The 21,479-nt window shown below is 47.8% G+C and carries 22 protein-coding genes; 12 read left to right on the forward strand and 10 right to left on the reverse strand.

The features are described from left to right. Positions 1 to 155 precede the first annotated feature (155 nt). Together NSS79_RS01100 and NSS79_RS01105 are read left to right on the forward strand one after the other, a co-directional pair. Positions 156 to 2,942 carry a glycoside hydrolase family 3 C-terminal domain-containing protein gene (locus NSS79_RS01100; protein WP_342437942.1) on the forward strand — a complete coding sequence of 929 codons (2,787 nt, stop codon included), beginning with the start codon at positions 156 to 158 and terminating at the stop codon, positions 2,940 to 2,942. Continuing rightward, positions 2,943 to 3,083, forward strand: coding sequence for a hypothetical protein (locus NSS79_RS01105; protein ID WP_342437943.1), 141 nt, complete (start codon positions 2,943 to 2,945; stop codon positions 3,081 to 3,083). 96 nt (positions 3,084 to 3,179) lie between these two features. Here NSS79_RS01105 and NSS79_RS01110 read toward each other — a convergent pair whose 3' ends face one another. The 4 genes from NSS79_RS01110 to NSS79_RS01125 all read right to left on the reverse strand — a co-directional run bounded on the left by NSS79_RS01110 (position 3,180) and on the right by NSS79_RS01125 (position 8,471). After that, on the reverse strand, positions 3,180 to 5,858 hold the full coding sequence (locus tag NSS79_RS01110) for an ABC transporter permease (RefSeq protein ID WP_342437944.1): 2,679 nt from the start codon (positions 5,856 to 5,858) through the stop codon (positions 3,180 to 3,182). Continuing rightward, complete coding sequence (locus tag NSS79_RS01115; protein ID WP_342437945.1) at positions 5,855 to 6,538, reverse strand: ABC transporter ATP-binding protein; 684 nt, start codon at positions 6,536 to 6,538, stop codon at positions 5,855 to 5,857. The genes NSS79_RS01110 and NSS79_RS01115 overlap by 4 nt, the downstream gene beginning before the upstream one ends. 66 nt (positions 6,539 to 6,604) lie before the next feature. Then, positions 6,605 to 7,798 (reverse strand): HAMP domain-containing sensor histidine kinase, encoded by a 1,194-nt coding sequence (locus NSS79_RS01120; RefSeq protein ID WP_342437946.1) that lies wholly within the window; start codon positions 7,796 to 7,798, stop codon positions 6,605 to 6,607. Then, a complete protein-coding gene (locus tag NSS79_RS01125) occupies positions 7,788 to 8,471 on the reverse strand; it encodes a response regulator transcription factor (RefSeq protein WP_076113435.1) in 684 nt (227 codons plus the stop codon). The genes NSS79_RS01120 and NSS79_RS01125 overlap by 11 nt, the downstream gene beginning before the upstream one ends. Positions 8,472 to 8,637: 166 nt before the next feature. On the opposite strand from NSS79_RS01125, the gene NSS79_RS01130 reads away from it, so the two are divergent. Next, positions 8,638 to 9,222: a lysozyme inhibitor LprI family protein gene (locus NSS79_RS01130; RefSeq protein ID WP_342437947.1), complete on the forward strand. Its 585-nt coding sequence runs from the start codon at positions 8,638 to 8,640 to the stop codon at positions 9,220 to 9,222. 130 nt (positions 9,223 to 9,352) lie between these two features. Here NSS79_RS01130 and NSS79_RS01135 read toward each other — a convergent pair whose 3' ends face one another. Then, on the reverse strand, positions 9,353 to 9,778 hold the full coding sequence (locus NSS79_RS01135) for an LSm family protein (protein WP_342437948.1): 426 nt from the start codon (positions 9,776 to 9,778) through the stop codon (positions 9,353 to 9,355). A gap of 189 nt (positions 9,779 to 9,967) precedes the next feature. On the opposite strand from NSS79_RS01135, the gene NSS79_RS01140 reads away from it, so the two are divergent. The 3 genes from NSS79_RS01140 (at position 9,968) to NSS79_RS01150 (ending at position 14,985) form a co-directional block, all read left to right on the forward strand. Beyond that, the gene (locus tag NSS79_RS01140) at positions 9,968 to 13,708 is read left to right on the forward strand and encodes an alpha-L-arabinofuranosidase C-terminal domain-containing protein (protein WP_342437949.1); all 3,741 of its coding nucleotides are present in this window, start codon (positions 9,968 to 9,970) and stop codon (positions 13,706 to 13,708) included. A gap of 410 nt (positions 13,709 to 14,118) precedes the next feature. Further along, a complete protein-coding gene (locus tag NSS79_RS01145) occupies positions 14,119 to 14,529 on the forward strand; it encodes a hypothetical protein (RefSeq protein WP_342437950.1) in 411 nt (136 codons plus the stop codon). Between the two features lie 225 nt (positions 14,530 to 14,754). Next, positions 14,755 to 14,985, forward strand: a complete 231-nt coding sequence (locus NSS79_RS01150) for a hypothetical protein (RefSeq protein WP_342437951.1) — start codon at positions 14,755 to 14,757, stop codon at positions 14,983 to 14,985. A 179-nt stretch (positions 14,986 to 15,164) separates the two neighbouring features. On the opposite strand, the gene NSS79_RS01155 is transcribed toward NSS79_RS01150, so the two are convergent. Further along, the gene (locus NSS79_RS01155) at positions 15,165 to 15,863 is read right to left on the reverse strand and encodes a DUF4145 domain-containing protein (protein WP_342437952.1); all 699 of its coding nucleotides are present in this window, start codon (positions 15,861 to 15,863) and stop codon (positions 15,165 to 15,167) included. Between the two features lie 195 nt (positions 15,864 to 16,058). On the opposite strand from NSS79_RS01155, the gene NSS79_RS01160 reads away from it, so the two are divergent. The 5 genes from NSS79_RS01160 to NSS79_RS01180 all read left to right on the forward strand — a co-directional run bounded on the left by NSS79_RS01160 (position 16,059) and on the right by NSS79_RS01180 (position 18,607). Next, on the forward strand, positions 16,059 to 16,379 hold the full coding sequence (locus NSS79_RS01160; protein WP_342437953.1) for a hypothetical protein: 321 nt from the start codon (positions 16,059 to 16,061) through the stop codon (positions 16,377 to 16,379). 858 nt (positions 16,380 to 17,237) lie between these two features. After that, positions 17,238 to 17,543: a helix-turn-helix domain-containing protein gene (locus NSS79_RS01165; protein WP_342437954.1), complete on the forward strand. Its 306-nt coding sequence runs from the start codon at positions 17,238 to 17,240 to the stop codon at positions 17,541 to 17,543. Next, positions 17,515 to 17,829, forward strand: a complete 315-nt coding sequence (locus tag NSS79_RS01170) for a hypothetical protein (protein ID WP_342437955.1) — start codon at positions 17,515 to 17,517, stop codon at positions 17,827 to 17,829. Before NSS79_RS01165 ends, NSS79_RS01170 begins: the two co-directional genes overlap by 29 nt. Positions 17,830 to 18,041: 212 nt before the next feature. Continuing rightward, on the forward strand, positions 18,042 to 18,416 hold the full coding sequence (locus NSS79_RS01175; protein WP_342437956.1) for a hypothetical protein: 375 nt from the start codon (positions 18,042 to 18,044) through the stop codon (positions 18,414 to 18,416). A 23-nt stretch (positions 18,417 to 18,439) separates the two neighbouring features. Then, positions 18,440 to 18,607: a hypothetical protein gene (locus NSS79_RS01180; protein WP_342437957.1), complete on the forward strand. Its 168-nt coding sequence runs from the start codon at positions 18,440 to 18,442 to the stop codon at positions 18,605 to 18,607. A gap of 17 nt (positions 18,608 to 18,624) precedes the next feature. On the opposite strand, the gene NSS79_RS01185 is transcribed toward NSS79_RS01180, so the two are convergent. The 3 genes from NSS79_RS01185 to NSS79_RS01195 form a co-directional block, all read right to left on the reverse strand. After that, a complete protein-coding gene (locus NSS79_RS01185; protein WP_342437958.1) occupies positions 18,625 to 18,933 on the reverse strand; it encodes a hypothetical protein in 309 nt (102 codons plus the stop codon). Positions 18,934 to 19,175: 242 nt separating this feature from the next. Then, a complete protein-coding gene (locus tag NSS79_RS01190) occupies positions 19,176 to 19,343 on the reverse strand; it encodes a hypothetical protein (protein ID WP_342437959.1) in 168 nt (55 codons plus the stop codon). Between the two features lie 67 nt (positions 19,344 to 19,410). After that, positions 19,411 to 20,088, reverse strand: coding sequence for a hypothetical protein (locus NSS79_RS01195; RefSeq protein ID WP_342437960.1), 678 nt, complete (start codon positions 20,086 to 20,088; stop codon positions 19,411 to 19,413). Positions 20,089 to 20,315: 227 nt separating this feature from the next. Here NSS79_RS01195 and NSS79_RS01200 point away from each other — a divergent pair, with 227 nt between their 5' ends. Further along, complete coding sequence (locus NSS79_RS01200; protein WP_342437961.1) at positions 20,316 to 21,197, forward strand: copper amine oxidase N-terminal domain-containing protein; 882 nt, start codon at positions 20,316 to 20,318, stop codon at positions 21,195 to 21,197. A 63-nt stretch (positions 21,198 to 21,260) separates the two neighbouring features. Here the strand turns inward: NSS79_RS01200 and NSS79_RS01205 are convergent, their stop codons facing one another. After that, positions 21,261 to 21,443: a hypothetical protein gene (locus NSS79_RS01205; protein ID WP_342437962.1), complete on the reverse strand. Its 183-nt coding sequence runs from the start codon at positions 21,441 to 21,443 to the stop codon at positions 21,261 to 21,263. Between the last annotated feature and the right edge of the window lie 36 nt (positions 21,444 to 21,479).

The raw sequence follows: 21,479 nt of genomic DNA on the forward strand, positions 1-21,479 counted from the left end.
GCTCATGGATTGGGTATTTAGGAATGTCTGGTGGATGAACAAGCCGAATATTCACAATATTAACAGATGAAACTTTGCTTTTATAGAAGCTGAGCTTGTATATTAATATTAAGTTGATGAAATAAGTATAGAGATGATCATAGGGAGAGAATACATTGAGCACACAAAGTTTTGGAGTTCCATTAGAAGGGTTTGCTGAATTCAGCAGAGTCGTCGCCGCAGAAGGTGCAGTGCTGTTAAAGAATGAAGGACAAGTTCTTCCGCTTCAGGCAAGCGACAACGTTGCCATTTTTGGCAGAACCCAGGTGAATTATTACCGTAGCGGAACCGGTTCAGGCGGCAGTGTCCATGTTTCACATACAACCAATCTGCTGGATGGTCTTCGGAGTAAACAGAACATTTCCATTAACCAGCCGTTGGCAGCTGTATATGAAACGTGGATTGAGAGCAACCCGTTTGATAATGGCGGCGGGGGTTGGGCTGCAGAGCCGTGGCACCAGAAGGAGATGCCTTTAACCGATGAGCTGGTATCAGAGGCAAGAGCTAAATCCAATAAAGCTATCGTAGTGATCGGACGTACGGCCGGTGAAGACCAGGATAATGCCAACGAACCGGGAAGCTACCAGTTAAATGATGAAGAAAAAGCGATGTTGAAGCAGGTGACGGCCTATTTTGAGCAAACTGTCGTTGTGCTGAATGTCTCCAATATTATCGATATGAGCTGGTTGAACGATGAAGGTTATGCGCACCCCATCCCTTGTGTGATTTATGCTTGGCAGGGCGGTATGGAGGGTGGCAATGCGATTGCCGACGTGCTGGCCGGAGAAGTGGCACCAAGCGGTAAATTAACCGATACGATTGCTTATTCCATCGAGGATTATCCCTCGACCCGTAATTACGGCAATGAACTCAAGAACTTTTATCAGGAAGATATTTATGTGGGCTATCGTTATTTTGAGACGTTTTGCCCGGAGCGGGTTCAATTTGAATTTGGATACGGTCTATCGTATACCCGGTTTGAAGTGAAGCCGGAAGAAGCCAAAGTGATCACCAAAGATGGAGAAGCGTACATTGCTATTGAAGTAAACGTATCTAATACGGGAACTGCCTTTGCGGGAAAAGAGGTCGTTCAGGTCTATTATGAAGCGCCGCAAGGCAAGCTGGGCCAGCCGGCCAAAGCTTTGGCTGCCTTCGTGAAGACCCAACTTCTCCAGCCGGGTGAATCGCAGCGTCTGACTGTAAGATTCCCTGTTCAATCGATGGCCTCTTACGATGACGCCGGAGTGACCGGTCATGCTTCTGCTTATGTGCTGGAAGCCGGGACATACCGCCTTTACGTGGGAACCAGTGTTAAAGCGCTGGCTGAAGTGGGCGTAGAAGGACAGAGCGGTTACAGCGTGGAAGCTCTTCAGGTTGTGGAGCAGCTGCAAGAGGCGCTGGCGCCGACAGAGAGCTTTACAAGAATGCACCCGGGAGCCCGCAAAGCAGATGGCTCTTATGAACTTGCCTATGCAGAGGTACCGAAACAAAAGGTTTCTATGGCTGAACGTATTCAGAGCAATCTCCCTGAAGCCTTAGCGCAAACCGGCAATCAAGGATATAAATTAAGAGATGTCCATGAAGGCAAAGTCAGCATGGAGACTTTTATCGCCCAGCTTAGCGACCAGGATCTGGCGGCGATTGTCAGAGGCGAAGGCATGAGCAGTCCGCTCGTTACACCGGGTACGGCTTCGGCTTTCGGTGGAGTAAGCGATCAGCTGTTCAGTTATGGAATTCCGGTTGGCTGCACCGCAGACGGCCCGTCGGGCATTCGCATGGACAGCGGGCAGAAGGCGACACAGGTTGCCATTGGAACCTTGCTGGCAGCAACCTGGAATGCTGAATTGGTGGAAGAGCTGTATGTCATGGAAGGCCGGGAGCTGTTAAGCAACAGTGTAGATGCGTTGCTGGGACCGGGTCTGAATATCCGCCGCAGTCCATTGAACGGGCGCAATTTTGAGTATTTTTCGGAAGATCCGCTGATTTCAGGGGTTTTTGCTGCAGCCTGCACCCGCGGGATTATGAAGGGCGGCTCGAACGCCACACTGAAGCATTTTGCCTGCAACAATCAGGAGAAGCACCGCAGTAAGGTGGATGCGATTGTGTCCGAACGGGCGCTCCGTGAGATTTATCTGAAAGGTTTTGAAATCGCGGTAAAACAGGGTGGAGCCAATTCGATTATGACCTCCTATAATCCGGTGAACGGGCATTGGGCGGCATCCAACTATGATTTGAATACTACGGTTCTTCGCGGAGAATGGGGCTTCAAGGGCATCGTGATGACCGACTGGTGGGCGATAATGAACGATGTCGTGGATGGAGGTCCTGCTGACCGGAGGAACACAAACTGGATGGTCCGTGCACAAAATGACTTGTATATGGTTGTCAGCAACTATGGTGCAGAAACCAATGTCTGGGGAGACAACACGATTGAATCCCTGGACAATGGCACTCTGACCCGTGGAGAGCTGCAGCGCAGCGCTATCAATATTTGTGAGTTCCTGATGCAGGCACCTGTGTTCTCCAGAGAACAAGTGATTGCAGAAACGGTTGATGCCTTCAAGGCGAATCCGGCTCTTGCCGCTGGGCAAGCCCAAACCGTAGCTGACAATGCAGTGGTCCAAACGGCTGCAGCCGGATCGACCTTCATAAAAGTTGATCAAGCGGGTGTATACCGGATCTTTGCAAGCGTCATGTCTCCGGATACAGAGCTGGCTCAGAGTGCAGCCAATATGACTCTAAACGATCAAGTGGTGACGACTATTCAAACCAATGGTACGGACGGCAGATGGATCACGCTGAAGCTCGTGAAGATTGAGCTGGAAGCAGGCCTCTATGAAATGAAGTTTGATTTCGTCAAACCAGGCATGCAGATTAACGCGATTGAATTCAAACAAGTGTAAATGAAGACGGCCTTGGAGTTTGGCGACACCTGGGAATGGATCGATCATGCTACATCTGTCGGTGACTGGATCGCCTATTCCATTGACAAAGATATCTACGTTGTGAAGAAGGATGGCACCGGACTCAAGAAGCTAAACTAGAAGCACCTTTGAAATAAGGATGGAAAAAGGTAATAAAAGAACAAAAGACACCTCCAGGGGTGTCTTTTGTTCTTTAGGGTAGTATATGTTGTGCAATTACAAGTTCTCATCTTTGATGGCATCAATCACATTCTCCTGCCGTATCTTTGCGCCGGTGATTTGGTAGGCCAGTCCTATGCTGCCTGCGGCGAGGATAAAGCAGCCTGCTAATTGAAGCCAAGGGATCCCGGCCAGAAAGTCCTTCCACGTAGCGGCAATTGCGTAATGCAGCATAATACCGCAGACGCCGGCCAATATCGGTATAGACAGCAGGGAGGGCAACAATCCAAAGTATAGTCCTTCCAGTCGCAGCATACGTTTCATACCCCGGGGAGACAAGCCCATACTGCGAAGGATCGCGAACTCGCGTCTTCGGGCTGAAAGGTTGCCGGATACGGTGGAAAAAGCACCTGTGATGCCTATACAGCCAAGCAGGATGGCAAAGCCGCCGACCAGCAGCTCGATGGAACGGATGGCGTCCCGGTTGCTTTCCTCCCGGCTGAGCAGGGTGGTAATGCTCCAATCCTCGGGCGGCAGGTACTGGTTCAGGATCTCACCGGCCTGCTGCCGGGCCACAGCCAGCTGTTCCCGGGGAATGTTCATTTTGTAGGTAATACTCTGGTAATCCAGCGCCCGCTCCATACTGAGTTTCTGAACAATACCCTCATACGTGTCCATCGGCACGATCACCACCAGATCCAAGGGATAGTAATGCTGGTCGAGCGTCGGATATTGGCCGGTCACCGCACCAACTGCAAGCTTATACTCTCCACCCGTATGCGGCTGGTCAGAGAAATGATCTTCTTCAATAGTGATTGAATCACCGGCGGTAAGGTGAAGATACTCCGTTTCCGGGATGTTGTACTTTTCGATAAAAGAGGGAATATTGCCACTGGTCCGGTTAACTATGATAGCCTTAGACTCACCCTGATCAGCAAATAGAGCTGCGTCTACCCCAATCTGGGCGCAGTAAGCGGCAAAAGAGGCACTGTCTAGTCCTTTCAGCTCCAGAAAAATTCGCGGCTGCCCCTCTTCTTGCAGCAGATCGGTAGGGAAGCTGCTGCCGGAATCACCGGGATAGTAGCTGTCCTGAAATCCACCGGCAGCGGCAAAGGCCGGATGGATTCGCTGCTTATCCCATTTAAGGGAGTGTTCAGCCTCCCGGTAAACCACCTGCTGCTGAACACCGGACAAGCCGGACAGCAGCTTCATCATAGCCGGATTGGGCTGCTCCACGGTGGTCATTGACAGTTCGAAAGTGTATTGTTTCTGGGCCAGTGCCAGCTTCTGGTCGGCTATCCAGATGACCGCGAAGCTTTGAAAGCCTACTAGCAATGTAATGAACAGCGTGAGCGAGATTATCGTCGTGCGATAGGCTTTTTTGTTGGCTGCAAAGGCGCTGAACGCAAGCCCTCCCTCAGCACTTAGTCTGTTATGTATCCAGCGGTATTCGCGTGTCTTCCCCGCTTTCCTTGTAGCCGGGACATTTCGGATGGCTTCTATCGGCAGCAGTTTGGCCAGCTTCCGGGCTGGCGTCCATGCGGACAATAACACAGTAGCAAAGCTTGCTGACCCTGCTATGCCTACGATAGGCCAAGAGAATGCAATGCGTAAATGGTTGTTTGCAGAATCGGCTAACAGGGCGTCGATCGCTTTGATAATAACGGCCATTCCGGCATAACCAAGCAGCAGTCCCAGGGGGATGGCGATGCAGGCCAGTCCCAAGGCTTCATACAATACAATGCGGCGAATTTGCTTCGGTGTTGCGCCAACGCTTTTGAGAATACCCAGTTGCCTGATTTGGCTTGCTGTTGTAACTGTAAAGGCATTGTAGATCAGTATGCTGAAGAGGAGCATCACCAGCCCCATCGTTAGAAGGGCAGAGAGTACATACCCGGAGGTTAGGGCAATTCCGCCATGGACACCGGGCCCCTTGAGCCCGTACAAGGCGAGAAGCGGTGTATTGTAAGTAATGGCGTAGCTTCCGGAAGCATTCGGCTTCTGGCCAATGTTCCCGGCCAGCTGCGGAGCTGTTTCATAAGCATCGATGTTACGTAGCCGCAATGAGACGTTAAACAGCTCTTGCGGTGAAGCCGTCTGCATATCCGCGAAGCCATAGGCAGAGTAACAGGGATAAGAGGATACGGAGGATTCATTGATCGTTCCCGTAATGATGAATGCTTGTTCACCAGCAGGCTGAAAGGTTTCACCTTGGAGCCGTGGGGCATAGTCCGCCACCGGCCTTCCATCCAGCATACGTTGCCCTATGGGAAGCTGAAGGCTGTCTCCTATTTGGTATTGGGGATTCTCGGCAAAAAATAATTTGGATACGATGATCTCGCCCTTATTCTTTGGGATCCTGCCTTCCAGTAGTCTTCCTGTACGCGGGCTGTTCTCCCAAGCGGCATCGCTCAGCTGTACCAGATCCAGATAAGGCCGCTTTGTGCCCTCCAGCTGTAGCGACTGGTGCTGCGATTCCAGATAGACCTCATCCACCTGCGGATGGAGCTGAATATATTTCAGCTGTTCTGCCGGAACCGGTTGTCCTAAACGGGCATGCCAATTACCGCGGTCCTTGACGGTCGTATCCACCTCGTTAAGCCACTGGGAATAAAGTAGAAAACCAGAGGCGCAGAGTAAGGTGGCAGCGATCAGAATGGCCGTGAAGATGAACATTGTGCTGCGCTTGTTCGCCTTGAGATGGGAGCGGACGTAGTCTCCGATGATAGTATTCATTGCCGGATCACCTCGTCGGAAACAATGCGGCCGTCTTCCAGAGTGATAATGCGGTCCGCTTCCAGCGCAATCTTCTCGTTATGGGTAATGAGCAGAACGGTCTGATTGAATTGCCGATGGGACAATTTCAGCAGCCCGACCGTTTCCTCTGTATTTTTCCTGTCGAGATTTCCGGTCGGTTCGTCCGCCAGTAGGAGAGCAGGTCTGTAAATCAAGGAACGGGCGATAGCCACACGCTGCTGCTGCCCGCCGGACAGCTGGCCCGGCAGGTGGTCGAGCCGTGATTCCAATCCCAGGCTGCGGATAATGTCCTGCAGCCGCTGTTCATCCGGCGGTCTTCCGTCCAGAAGCATCGGCAGTACAATATTTTTTCGGACACTTAAGGCAGGAATAAGATTATAGAACTGGTAGATCAGCCCGACCTTCCTTCTGCGGAATACCGCTAATTCTTCTTCGTTCAGCTGTGCAATGTTACGGTCCTCAATCATGATCGTACCGCTGGTCGGGCGGTCTACGCCGCCCAGCAGATGCAGCAGAGTGGACTTGCCGGAACCGGAAGCGCCGATAATGGCGACGAATTCGCCTTTTTGTACCGACAGCTGAACGGAGTCAAGGGCGGTAACGAGCGAATGTTCCGAACCGTAGGCTTTCGTCAAGTTCTCACAACGTAATATTTCCATGGGTGGAGCCTCCTTTGTACGGTCCACTCTACCAGCCCACGGTGACATTCCGGTGACGGTGGAAGATTAATAGGCATACCACTTGATGACAAAACGGGCCCCGCCCTCCGGCCGGTTCTCCGCATGGATGCTGCCATTCTGCCGCTGAATGATGGAATGGGCCAGCGCAAGACCGATACCAACGCTGTCCTTGCGGGCATTGCTCCCTCTGTAAAAGCGTTTGAATATATGCGGAAGTTCTTCCGCAGGAAATCCCGCCCCGGAATCCTCCACTATAATTTGTGTGTACACGGGGTTCTGTGCGTAAGATACAGTGATGTTGCCGCCAGTAGGGATATGCTCCGAACAGTTCATCAGTACATTGAGCAGTGCTTCCGAGCTCCAATGGTAATCTCCGCGGTAGCTGATGGCGGGGCTGGATTGAAGGGTCAAGGTTTGCCTTCTGCCGGAGAGGATATTCTCCAGAGGTTCAGCGGCGCTGGCCAGCATCGTGTACACATCCACCGGAAGCTGCTGCAGCTCCAGCGTTCCCGCATCCAGCCTGGACAACGTCAGCAAGGAAGATACCAGACGCTCCAGGCGGGTTAGCTGGCTTTGGATTTTCTCCACATACAGGGCGTCTGCACTGTTCTGCCTGCTGTCTGCCAGTAATTCAGCCATCAAAGAGACAGAAGTCAGCGGTGTCTTGATCTGATGGGCAATATCGGACAGATTGTCGGCGAGCGATTGCCTTTCCAGCACGGCTGTCTCACGGGTATGCCGCAGCTCTACAACAGTCTTATATAATTCGTCTTCCAGGAAAGAGTATTCATCCTCACCAGTCCGGGGCAGAATATGGTGCTGTCCCTGATTAATGGAATAGAGATAAGCTGTCAGTCCGGCGATTCTTTCCTTTCTTTTGATTTGTAGTCGATACTGAACTGCTGCAAACAGCAGAAACAGGAGCATCCACAGGCCTACACTTCCCGCGATGATCAGCAGGCGGTTCATGTTATTAAAAGTGTGGAGGGTATACCCATAGCGGTGCAGAAGTTCGGTGCCGGTCTGCAAATCGGCGGCATTCCCGTCATGCAGTCCCTGTACTAACGTCTGTTCCAGCTCCGGGTGGCGGCTGTAGGATGTCCCGGTGAGCCGCGCCGTTTGGGTATATTCAGCCTGCGAGACGAGCCGGGATATGCCAATCCCCATAACCAGTCCGGCAAACAAGGCAGCGGCGAAGGCCAGAAGGAGAAACCGGCTGTACCTGAGTCTATTCATCATCCGGCTCCAGGCGGTAGCCGATGCCGCGAATCGTCTTGATGCTGGAGGAAGGGCCTAATTTCTCCCGCAGCCGTTTTATCATCACGGTCAAAGTGTTGTCGTTGACAAAATCCCCGTCCGCATCCCATAATTTCTCAAGCAGCACTCTGCGGGTCAGCGTCTGATTCTTGTTCTGCAGAAGCAGCAGCAGCAGGCGGTATTCACCGGCGGTCACCGGCACCTCTGTTCCGCTGCAGAATACCTGCGTTTTGACCGGATCAAGCAGAAGTGCTCCGCAGGTGAGGCGGGCTGACGCAGGGGCGGCGATTCCTGTCCGGCGCAGTACGGCCTGGATGCGGGAAAGTACCACACTAAGCTGAAACGGCTTAACGATATAATCATCGGCTCCCATATCCAGACCCTGCACGATATCATGCTCGTCATCCCGCACAGTCAGGAAGATTACCGGAATATCGGACATCTGTTTGACGTAAGAGCAGAAATCATAGCCGTTGCCGTCAGGAAGATTCCAGTCCAGCAGGATCAGATCATGGGGGCTGGCGGTCAGCATATTTTTGGCGGTACTGACCCGATCGGCATGTTGGATACCAAAACCCTTTTGCAGCAGGAACACTTTAAGTCCAAAGGCAATAGTCTCGTCATCTTCAACGATCAGAATTTGTTGTTGTCTCATGTTTCTAGTATATCTATTTTAGTTTTTGGAAGGAAAGTATATCTTTAACTATACCTGCGATGATTACAATGCTGCCAATGCAGGTAATATATACAAATAAGCCTCTGCTAAAAGGTAAGCCAAACCACACGATATATACTATAAACCGATGATAGGGTGAGGACGCATGAGAAAAACAATGATATTGACTCTATTGACCTGCAGTTTAGTATTTGCCGGTTGCAGTAATAATGCAGACAGCAAGGTAAATTCGGCAGAGCCGGATCAGACTGCGCAGCAAACAGCAACGGTGCCGGAACCGGTAACAACGCCAGAAGTAACCCCGGTAACAACCCCGGAAGCCACACCGGAGGAAACGTCGCCTGCAATCGGGCAGGAGCCTGCCGCCGGATCGATGAAGCAGGACTACTTGAAGAAGCTGGATAAGATTGAAGAGGGGCTTACGGATTTGCAGGCTTTATCTGATGAAGGGACAACGGCGTCGATGATCGAGGCTGCGGACAAGGAGTACGGACGGTGGGATGCGGCTCTAAATGAGATTTACCAGGTGCTCAAGCAGCAGCTCCCGAAAGATGAAATGGCCAAATTAAAAGAAAAGCAATTAAAATGGATCACAGAAAGAGATGAAACGGCGGCGAAGGCAGCGGCAGAATTTGAAGGCGGTACGATGGAGCCGCTGGAATATGCAGCGACCCAGTCAGGGGTCACTAAGGAAAGATGCTATGAGCTGGTTGAGCTGTATATGAAGTGAACAGGATACATCGCAAAAAAGACACCCCCGGGGTGTCTTTTTAATATTGTATGAAAATATATGAAGAAACGGATGTCGTTCTTTGTTAAAGAAGGAAAAGCTGGTTCTTCTTTGGTCGGCCCCTAAGCTGCTAAACCCCACTGCCTCCCCCCATCAATCCCTTAAGCCCACTCATAAACGGTCTGATTGTCTTAATCATGCCGTAGCCCATCTTCATCACCGGCATAGCTTTCTGAATCATTCCGAAGAAGCGGAGTCCGCCGCCCATCAGTCCGCCCAGTCCGCCAAGCCCCCCGCCCAGTCCGGCAGCGCCGGCACCCGAGCCTCCGAGCAAGGATCCGAGCATCGGCAGAAATGCTGAGGTTGTGGCCTTTTGCGAACGGGAGGTGGAAGCTCTACGTGGTTTATGGTTACTGCGCTGTTTGGAGAGAATGAGCGCCCCCTGATCGAGTCCGGTTATCCATCCCACATAGGTACGCCCGTCATGCAGCGTAATGCAGACCTTTCGGCCCTTCAATCGTTTTGCCTGCTTGCGCACTCTTGCTGAATTGCCCATTTGCAGATCACCTCATTGTTCTATTTACTCCTATAGTACACAGAGGATTGGATACGGCTTGTGCTAGTTCCACGAGTATGGCAAAAAAAGTTGAGAAATAACCGCCTAATGAGGTAGTATAGCTATATGGTATTTATTTTTATAAACTGATTCATATTTATATTAAATAAAAGGTTGGGAGAGACCCTAATGACTAATTTCCGCGATCAAATCATTGCACATTACAAATTCGAGGATGCAGACCATATCGCTAAAGACAGCTCTGGACAAGGGCGGAACGGAGAGGCCTTCGGCAAGGTAGCACCGGTAATCTCCGAGGTGAGCGGCAGAGTGGCTGCAACGTTTGCGGGTGGTGATGCAGGAACCTCGTATGTCCGGCTTCCGGCGGACTTGCTTCAAGATGTAAGCGACAACACGGGGATAACCGTTGCTGCATGGGTGAACTTTGCCAAGGGCTCTAACGTATGGGAGCGGATCTTTGACTTTGGCAAAGGGGAGAAAGGGCCTTATCTGTTCCTGACACGTAATTTGCGCGGTACCCTGTCTGCCGGCGGCGATCTGGCCGTTGATCCGGGCAGAGGATTTGCCGGGGGCGAGTGGATGCACATTGCCATGTCGGTAACGGGTACGCAAGGCGGCACTTTAAGCAGTGCGGGTCCGGTGGTGTATGTGAACGGTGAAGCCGTGGCCGACGGCTCGATCAGCCAGACCTCCAGCGGCAACTATGCCCAGCTGCGCAGATGGTTTGCGACCTTTACGGATTCGGACAACTACAGCAGCAACTTTATCGGCCGTTCGCAGTTTGCTGCGGATGCAGACTTTGCCGGCTCGCTCTCGGATATGCGGATTTATAAAGCGGGTTTGTCGATGGACGAGGTCATTGAGGTGATGTGCGATTCTTTGAGTAATGAAGAGATCGTAAGGCTGGCCAGAGACAAGTATCTTGCCTTCCCCACGACCATAATCACTAAGGACTTGTCACTGCCGGCTTCGCTGATGGGCGGAAAAGTTGAAGTGAGCTGGAAATCTAGCCAGCCTGCGGCGCTTCTGGATAATGGACAGGTTCAGGAAATAAGCTCTGCTCAAGCCGCAACCCTTACCGCAGTTCTGACCCGGGGGCCTGTCTCTATGGAAAAAAGCTTCGACGTCTCAGTGCTGCCGCAGGACCTGCCTCCATATACACTGACCATCCATGGGAATAAGGAAATCCTCGATGTCAGCGAGGTGATGTACGGCTTGTTCTATGAAGACATTAACAACGCAGCGGACGGCGGAATTTATGCTGAGCTGGTGCAGAACCGCTCGTTCGAATCTTTTGCTTTTGATACCTATTCCCATACTTCCGGGGAATGCGGCTGCTCCACCGGCCGGAACCGCGAGCCCTTATTCGCGTGGTCCGGAGATACCGGTAAGATGCTCCCGCAGCACAGCGGCGGACTAAATGAACATTTTGGCGTAAAGGACCCGGAAGTAAATGCTTATTATGTGACGGTGGCGGATGGCGCCGTGATTCAGAACAAAGGGTTTGCTGATTCCAACGGAAATTGTGCCATGTCCATACTAACGGGCGCGAAGTACGATTTCACGATCTGGGCGAAGGCAGAGTCAGCCGGTACAATTACGCTGCAGCTTCAGGGAGCGGACGGGTCAGCGATCAGTGATTCTGTAATCGTGAAAGTGGAGGGCAGAAATACCTGGAAGAAATATGGAGTGGATGCCAAGCTTGTGCTGACGGGTTCGGCTACGGCTCTTGGCCAGCTTGCGCTTGCTTTTGCGGGTGAAATTTCGATCGACATGGTGTCTCTGGTTCCGCAGGATGTATGGGGGGCAGGCGAGGAAGAGCACTCCCGGTCGGCTCACGCCAACTATACGGGCAACCCGAACTACCGGCTGAGAAAAGATCTGGTGAACGCGCTTGTCGGTATGCATCCGAAATTCCTGCGTTTCCCCGGCGGCTGCATCTCTGAAGGCTCCTTTATTTGGGAGAATGTGTATGACTGGAAGGATTCCATCGGAGCGGTTGAGCTGCGCAAAGAAAATTACAACGTATGGGGCTACATGATGACTATGGGCCTCGGCTATATGGAATATTTCCAGCTGGCAGAAGACCTTAATGCAACTCCGCTTCCGGTGATGGCTTGCGGCGTGCTGTGCCAGGCGCGTTCGGACTACGCCCATCCGGCCGGAGGCGAATTACGGGAGTATTACATCAAGAACTTTACCGACCTGATCGACTTCGCCATCAGCATGGACTTCGAGAATAACGAATGGGCGGCCATGCGCAGCAAGATGGGCCATGAAGCTCCGTTTGATCTGCGCTATCTGGGCGTAGGCAACGAGAACTGGGGTACAGAGTTCTTCGCCAACTTTGAAGTGTTCAAGACATCAATAGATGCCTATATGGAGCAGAACTATCCGGGGCATGAGCTGCATATTATCTCCACGGTTGGCGCGCAAGCGGACGATGATGCGTACCAACAGGGCTGGAAGTTCCTGAGCGGCAATCTCAGCGGATCGGCTGAGGTGGCTTTTGCCGACGGGCATAAAGTAATTGAAGAAACGGTAACCTGGTACGGGCAGCAGAGCAACTACATGGACACGATTGCCGATGAGCATTACTACCGTTCCAATGACTATCTGCTTGCGAATGCCGACCGGTATAATTACTACTATAGAGCGTATAACGCTGACGGCAGCATCGACTGGAAGGAAACCTCCAAGGTATTTGTCGGGGAATATGCTTCTACGGACAAAAACACACTGGCTGGCGCAGTAGCAGAGGCAGCGGTTATGACCGGATTCGAAAACAATGCGGATGTCGTTCTGCTCGCCGCCTATGCGCCGCTGTTCAACAAGGTACTGACGGATGGGACCTACCGCTGGACACCGGACTGCATCTGGTTCGACGATGAGACGGTGTGGTTCACCCCGAACTATTATGTGCAGCAGCTGTATGCCAAATATTTGGGCAATAAAGTACTGGCAACGTCCTTCTCTACGTATAGAAACGGCAAACCGGCAGCACTTCTTCCTCATGGCGGAATTGAAGTGGCGGCAGGCAATGCTGATATTCTGGTGAAGCGCGTGACCGTAACGTCGAACAAGGATGGCCGTGTGCTGCTTGATCAGGACTTTACACAGGCGCTGGATCCGGCTTGGCAGACCATCCCCGGCTCCGCAGGGTATACCGTTCAGGCGGATAAAGGGCTTGTACTTAAGGCGCAGGCCAGCGGGCTGAACGGCCTGTACATCCTGAATGACAGCTGGACCGATTACAAGGTGGAGGTTGTTGCTTCGCGAATCGCGGGGGAGGACGGTTTCTACGTGGGCGCAGGGCTGACTGACATTTCACCGGAGAACAAGGACGTCCTCGAATATGCTATCAGCTATGGCGGCAATGCTACCGGTGTGAAGGTGTACAAGCAAGGCGTGGAAGCCTATACCCTGGGCGATTACTCTTCCAGCACGGCGGCAGGCAATCTTAGAGCAGCCAGCTATGAAGAGATTTCCGACAACACGGAATACACGATTACAGTGAATTACGGTGGTGAAAACGGAGAGAGCCTGATCTGTTTGTATACGGATGGCAGAGCAGCCAGCAAGGTGCTGGACTACAAGCTGGAGGCCTACAACAGAGAGATCTTCAACTCGGTTACAAAAGACGCGAAGCATGTGTATGTAAAGCTTGTGAATGCCGATGATGTAGACAAAATAACGCAGCTGCAGCTTGAAGATTTGAAGGTCGGGGCAGCCGCGAAGCTGATCACCTTGACTGGCGAAGCCCAGCTTGTACATGTGCCTAATGTAAACCAGAAGAACAATGAGCGAATCGTGCCTGACGAGCGGGAGATTACACTAAACAGCAGCAATATTGTTCTTAATCTGCCTGCTAACTCGGTGAATGTGCTGGTGCTGGATCTGAAGGCATAAAGAAGCGTCTGCTGTACTATGCAGGCTTTCGCCGCAGCAGGTGCAAAATAATATGCAGTACTGCACAGAAGACACCCTTAGGGCAATGTCATTAAGTTAAGGCGCAGGGCCAAAAATCAAAAAAAGAGCAGGTTATCGAAAAGATAGCCCGCTCTTTTTTGCACGAAAAAGAAAAACAGGACTTGACAAGCGGATGGAAATGTGAGGCGAAGCCCCTTGAAACAACGAGGAGGTTACGCCAATGAATGAGTACGCGAATTCGCTAAAAAAACTCTGACATCCCTCATACGAGAAATGTCAGCCACACCAGCACCTTTTGTCAAAAAACCTGAAATATATTTTACCTGAAAGAAAAAGCTGCCCTTTGAAACGGTCATGCAACTCCTGATTTCCATGGGAGGAAACAGCCTATGGAACTCTTGGAATCGCAGGGTTATGACGTAAACACCGCAACCACTTCTGCTTTTGTCCAGCAGAGGAATAAAATCCTGCCGTCTGCTTTGGAATTTTTGTTTCATCAATTTACGCAATCGTATACGGATATCAAAGACTACCGAGGGTATCGATTACTTGCCGTTGATGGTTCGTATTTACATATCGCTACGGACTCTGCGGACACGGACACTTATTTTCAAAGTCAACCGAACATGAATGCTTATAACCTTCTGCATTTGAACGCAGCTTATGACTTATGCAACAGACTTTACGTGGATGCCCTTGTTCGCCACGAAGGTTGTGAAACGAGGGAAGGGCCCTGGCTGCTATGGTTGCCGTTCCCCTATCCAAGGCAAGACCATTGTTACGGCCGAGAGGGGTTATGAAAGTTACAACCATTTCGCACATATGGAACGCAAAGGGTGGAACTACGTCATACGGGTAAAGGATTTGGAATCCAATGGTATTCTTTCGAGCTTGCGTTTGCCGTCTAGCGGAGAGTTTGATATTGACGTGCATCTGACACTCACCAAAAAAGAACCCAAGAGGTCAAGGCTCATCCCGAGATTTACAAGTTCGTCCCTTCCACGTCTACCTTTGATTTTTTGGATTTGCAGGAGAACTATTTTTATCCGATTTCCTTTCTTGTTGTTCGTTTCTTCCTGCCGAATGGCGCTTATGAAACCGTCATTACGAGTCTTTCTGCCGCTGATTTCCCGTCCGGTGTCGAAGCGCTGATTCACAAAAACATTTTGCCGATTCGACCCATTCGCTCAGGGCAGAAGAATACGCGCAAAATCGGCTGGAAATCTGTCGTTAGCTTCGTCTACAGAGCAGCATAATTCGTTTCGCATGAACATTTTTTAAGCGGATATTCCATCCGCTTTGCTTGCTGTGCGCTTTTTCCCTTCTTGCACCAAAAAAACAAACGACACAGGGCTTTTCCCCATGCCGTTTTGGATTCCACTTTTATCTCAGTCTTATCTTTGAGTTTATCTTAATGACATTGCCCAGGGGGCACCTATTTTTTAAGCATTTCTCCTTTTCCTAACTCTCTCAATCTAGTATTTAATCTATCCTGACGTTCTTGGAGCTTAATTGGTTGGATAAACGTAAAATCAAAGAGAGTTTCTAATACCTCAAGCAACCATTCAGCTTCGCCATCTTCAACTTCCATTATCTCACCTGTTTGCTTACTTTTTAGTGGGTGAGCTGCAAGATTTCCAATGACTCTTATTGCATCAACTGAATCTGCCAAAAAAGAAGGTATGTTAGGAAGACTTATAAATTCCCCAATTTCTTGATAAAGGTCTTTCTTTTCAATGGAGAACTGTTCGCGTAATATCTGTTGAAGCATTCTTCTGCATATTGCAGCACTTGCTTTTGGACTAATGGGAAGAATCAGAGCTGCTTCTTTATAATCCTTTCTATACTTCTCAGGAATAAGAACAGATAAATGCGTGTCAGTTGTTCTTGGATAGATCATTTTTTCTTCTAACATGTCTTCTGGATTCATATGGTAATAACTCCCTACGGTACTCAAATCACCCCTTCTTAACATAATAATTATGTCGTTGCATTCTGGACAAAGAAAACTCTTCACCTCATAGCCTACAGATAACTTTTCATATTCTACATATCTTGCACCTGTTTCATGATAGGTTGATTCAGGTTCTTGTATTTTAAAGCTAGTGCTACAATGTGGGCAAAGCATTTTCATAATTCAACCCCTCTCAATTGTCTCAATAACTTCATTTTATCATGATGTTTGGAGTAGAGAAGGGAAAAAGTATTACTAGTATTTATTATCCTTGGCATGGAACGGTCTGAAGCTGAGGAGTTTTTAGGACTGCCTTCAGCAACAAATAACTATGACTCCGCCGTGCTCTGTACCTATAGTTCAGGTGTAGACGTTTTGTATAGAACCGAATTGGTTGTCGGCATTATTTTATCGGCTTCTTCAGAGGGGAGTTACCAAACACAGCGCGGGTTAACCATAGGAATGCAGGATATAGAAGTGAAGGGGATGTTTAATCAAAGCCCTGAGCAAACGGCCGGTAGCTCTACTGTGAATTACATTTATGATTCTGAACTTAATGATGTCCTGGAGAATATTCCAAATCCCCCAAGGGAAACAGTATTCGTTTATAATATCGAAATTGATAATGCTGCAGGAAAAATTCGAAATATTAGGCTGTCTGATAACCAGGCCAGTATTAGTGCATTTCAAAGATAAGTAAGTATTGGCCACGAAACTCCAACACCCACTAAAAGCTCAAGCGACCGGCGAAGAACACGCCGTTCCATTGGGCTTTTTTGCTGCGCTTACGCTCCGCAACCATGGGTGCCGGTGGCACGGAAGGGCAACCCCGTAAAGACTGCAGGAGCCGGAAAGGGAGGCCGCGGCCTGGATGACACTTGCCGCCCGCAGCAAAGCTTATCATAATATGCAATGGTCTAAGGCTGAAATTATCTATTTGAAGTGTATTAGAACAAGTGCGCCCTTATATAGTTTGTAAATAGTGCGAGTAATATTATGGAAAAAAATAAAATGAGAGGGGGAAGATATAAGGCAATTTCATTGCGGTATTATGTCGTGTAGGATATACTGAAAACAGTAATTGAGCTTCTCGCTGATTCCACCACGGGCGAGCAACCCGTTTTAGAGTTTATCCGTCAGATGGCCGCCGAGGGGCGAAATGATCCGGATAAACTACAGCTCTATAAACTAATTATTCGTGGACTTGATTTTCTAAAGCGTTACGGCCTGCAAGAGTCCTTCAAGAAGTATTTTGAGTCTCACAGCGAAGATGGAAGACCTTATACTATATACAATCATGCTTGTAAAAAATCTTCGACATCATGTTCCTTTAATAGAATTCAGGGTAAATTGGAAGGCTGCAGGAGCATTCAGGGCTGTTTTTTTCGAACACCAGATAGAGGACACTCAAATTTTGTTGTTTGTTCAGTCCGTTGTGAAGCAGACAACGCATGACCCGGAATTTGAGCCAATCGTCAAGGAAACAGAAACCGTTCATTCTAACTTTTTACTTCATCCAGAGCAATATATAAACCTATTAGGAGATGGTAAACCATGACTAAACACTTAGGGCAGGATTTTGAAGAGTTGTTGGCAGAGGCAAGAGAGATACCGGAAGTTCGGGAGTATCTGGACAGCTTCTCGGTTATCATCGGGGATATGGTTTATGCTCGGCGTATGCAGTTGAATCTCTCACAGCAAGAGCTTGCGAACCGGGCCGAGACCACACAGAAACGGATTTCTCTAATTGAAGCCGCTAAAGGGAATGTTGGCCAAGATGTGTTGGACCGTGTATTTAGAGAGTTGAAGCTTAAAAAATTGGATGCTCAATTTGAAGAATTATCAGCTGGACGGGCTTAATAAACCAGAGTTCACCTACGAGAGCAAGCACGTCGAATCCATAGGAAGTATATTTCATGACAAGTGCCTCAGCTTTGGCAGAACGATAGTAGGTTTTAGGGTAGGGGCAATCCGGGTGAGGATAGGCATAGGCCATATTCCAAATATCGAAGATTCCATTCAAGGTGCTGACGTATTTATGCCAAGCGGTATGGTGCCGCTTCAGTTTCGTTCCGCAGTGCGGACACTGCTGCAGTTCGCTATGGAAATACATTCTCTTCTTTGGGGTAATCCGGTTTTTGGTTGAAGGCATAGATGCCTCATCCTTCCTCACCTTTTATTACCACTAAGGGGAAATTCTCCATATGGTTAGTGAAACGGGCAGATGTAGAAAAAAAGTGGCAAGTTAATCTGAAATGCCAATTGTTGTACTATATTTTTGTTAAAATATTGCGTAACATAACGAAACAAAGTATATTATAAGTAACAAAAATTTAATCTTTTATAAGGAGTGTAGTTGTGAAATATAATATCAATTTGTTTGGAAACAACTTTGATTGTGAAATGCAAGTACAAAATAATGCCTTGACCATTACATTAGTCGAGGATAATCAGAAAGCTTTAGCATCGTACTTATCCAGAGTGCTTCAAAAATATACGGAAATAAATCCTACAGATAAGAATTCTTTAGAGGTAATGGTTAAGAAAGCGATTCAAGTCGAAAAAAGCATGGGGGGAAGGATGTCCGAACCCAAGCTCAAATTGCCTTATGAGTTTGCTCCGGAAGTCAAAGAAAAGCTTATCGAGTGTGCCGATCTACAGGATACCTCAGCTACTCAATTGTTAATTCGCCTCATTGATCAGAAGTATCAAGAAGTGATGAATAATAACTGAATGAAGATAGGAGAGTCTAAGCTATGGCTTACGGAAATAAAGTGAAATTCCACTATGATGTTCCCGCATATATCAAAAAAGAGTTGGCAGAATCGGCTAAAAAACTGGGAATTACTGCTACAGAACTACTAATTAGAATTATTGAAGAAGAACATCAAAGAGTAAAAGGGGCAGAGCAGGACTCAAATTGAGTCCTGCTCTTTTTTTATTATTTGAAGAGTTGGGACAGACAATTATGTAAGTGTATGCTCTCGGTGATGGAGAAGTTATGATAACGGTACTCTTTAGTATTCCTTTCTATCTGGTCCATATAAAAAAGGTGCATATTCCAATAATCTTCTTTTGCATTGGTTGTTACTAGAAGTAAACTGAAAAAATCCGGTTTGTCAGCAATATTCATAGCAATCTTGGTGTCGGCATCCTCAGTGTTAAGGATTTCATGCACATGTAGTAATAACGGAGAAGGTGGCAATTCCTGCAGCGGGAAAAAGCTTTCATTGAGAGAAACGAAGTCCATTGTTAGTTATTTCCCCCTCGTATTTCCTTTTATTCAATTATATTACGCTATGTGTAATAACGCAAAATAGTTTGGGGAATTTTGTATCTTTTTGTATTCTTTTATATTATATACGAACAAATGTTTCCCTTTAATACTCTTAGATACTCTTTTAAACGTATCTTTTTTTCCAAAGGATTCAAATTCTAAAAAATTATTATGAAAATAACTCCACAATAAATATGGAGTTATTTTCGTTTCTTTTATTTATTCTGTTTTTTAATGGTTTCTAGCAATTCGTTCATGGTTTTGTTCAATTCATCCAGGCGCTCTTGGATACTGCTCATTAAATTTCTTAATAGAAGAATAGCAATGACTATTGGAAATCCAACATTGCTAATTAGGTTTACCCACAGATCCAGACTTTCCATATTAGCACCTGCTTTCAAAAATAGTGATTGTTGGGTAACGAATCACTATTTTTTGAAGCTGTTTCTGTTATACACTCATGGAAACAGCATATCGTCCATTTGCCAATTCATTACTAACCCCGTTGAAATCTACTGGTGAAGGAGTGGATACTCCTGATGGAGTATGTGCCAAACTCGCTACCGCATTTCCTGAATTCACGTTAATCCAAGAGCCTGCCGCGTTTTTAAACATCATTTCAGAAATTTGAAGTCTCGAAAAAGATAGCTTCCAATTTGGGAGACTAGACGGCAAAGATGAATAGCGAGTATATTCAGCACCAATGATATAGCGAGCACAAGTTCCATCTATACTGTAGGTGCTCGTGCCATAGGTACCTTTAGACGTATATACGGTAGTGCCGTTCACGATAAATTGTACATGTTCATTATCCAGGCGCAGCAGCTTAATATGGACCGAATCGCCATCTCGGTATTCGCACATTGGACCGTCATGTAGTCCCTCAGGACCATTTGCGAACCAGTGCCATTGATAGGTTCCAGTTCTGGAATCTTTAAACTCAGGAGCGTATTTAACCGAAACACCACACTCAAATCCTGCCATACCACAATAGGTATTAATGTATGATCCCCCTTGTGGGAGTGATTTGGACGAAGGTAAGGTTACGCGGGCCTGAAAACCTTGATTGGTGTATCTTCCTGTAGTAGGGTAAATTTTAGCGAATTTAGCATATTCATAACTTGGCATGATATTACTCCTCCTAAAAATTTATATTGGTTAAGGAGTTTGGAGGGGAACAGAATGGGGTGCTTCCCGGCACTCATCAATCATTCTGCAACAAACGCTTACCGTGTTTTTATTATATTATATAGCGTAACGTTACGCAATATATTTTTTTTAGGAAAACAGAACTTTTTCTTGTTTGAAGCGTCTATAATTTAGTGTAATTACAAATTATTGGAGGTTAGTTAGGTATGAAAAAATTTTTTCTTTCATCTTTATTTACTTTAAGTATGCTCTTAACATTTGCTATCCCACTTTCTGCTGCGCCAGCGATTCAATTGGTGATCAATAGTGAGGTTATTAATTCAGATGCTCCACCCGTTTCCGTCGCAGGGCGAACTATGGTTTCTTTAGCTTCCTTAAAGACGCTGAAGCTCAATTTAGTCTGGAATGCTGATAAGAAAACGGTGACTGTCAATGCTCCTGGGGTCAAAGACAAGCTTGTACTTACGATCGGTCAAAAAGAAGCTTCTTATGGAGGAAAAACCCTTACTTTGGATGTGCCTGCTCAATTGAACAAGAATCGCGTTGTTGTGCCTTTGCGGTTCATCAGCGAAGCCCTTAAAGCAGAGGTGGAGTGGAAAGCGGACAAAAATACTGTCATTATCCGGAGTGCTGACCAAGTAGAAACATATAACAAGCTGTATCAAGGTACGGATTTGGTCGCGGCACGTAAAATCGCTGTAGACCTTCCTTCTAAGGATGAAAATACGCTTCATAATACCGAGGAAGGCGTTTATTATCAGTATATCTTTCCTGAAGGAGAAGCATTGAGATATTATTATGTTGTTGGAAATTTATATACTTACTATGAAATTAAGGATGATGTTAAACATTTAGTTTGGGAAGGTGTAGAAGAAGATTCAGGGAAGAAAACGGAAGAAAAAGGAAAACAGCCACCGGAAGACAAAACACAATATTATTTTTTACAAGAACGTGTGGATCATAGCGTCACATATGGTAAGGTCGGGGATGAAAAGTCGGTAACGCAAGCTTTACCTAAAAATACTACGGGATTAGTGGATATTATAGTACCTATTTCCGGTGAAGTAAGGAAAGATCAAATTAAATAGATTATTCACATCATTTTGGACGTCCTGAGCAATAAGGGATGTCCTTTTTATGTTTTAAGTTTTCTATTCCGTATGCTTCTGAAGCCAGTAGGCTGAAGAACAACCGGAAAAGAGCGGGGAAATCATGCTACTCGATCTAAGGCGGTAAGAGCGGTCGCCGGCCGGGTCCAGCCCTTCGGCAAGCAGGGGAGCGAGAAGCTGCATCCGCTCAGCGGCGAGGGCTTCGGCTTTCCGTTGGTCTTTCATGTCTCCTTCATAAAATGAACTCCAGGATAGTCTACC

The organism is Paenibacillus sp. FSL L8-0436 (genome assembly GCF_038593025.1).
In the GTDB taxonomy this organism is placed as follows: Bacteria; Bacillota; Bacilli; order Paenibacillales; family Paenibacillaceae; genus Paenibacillus_AQ.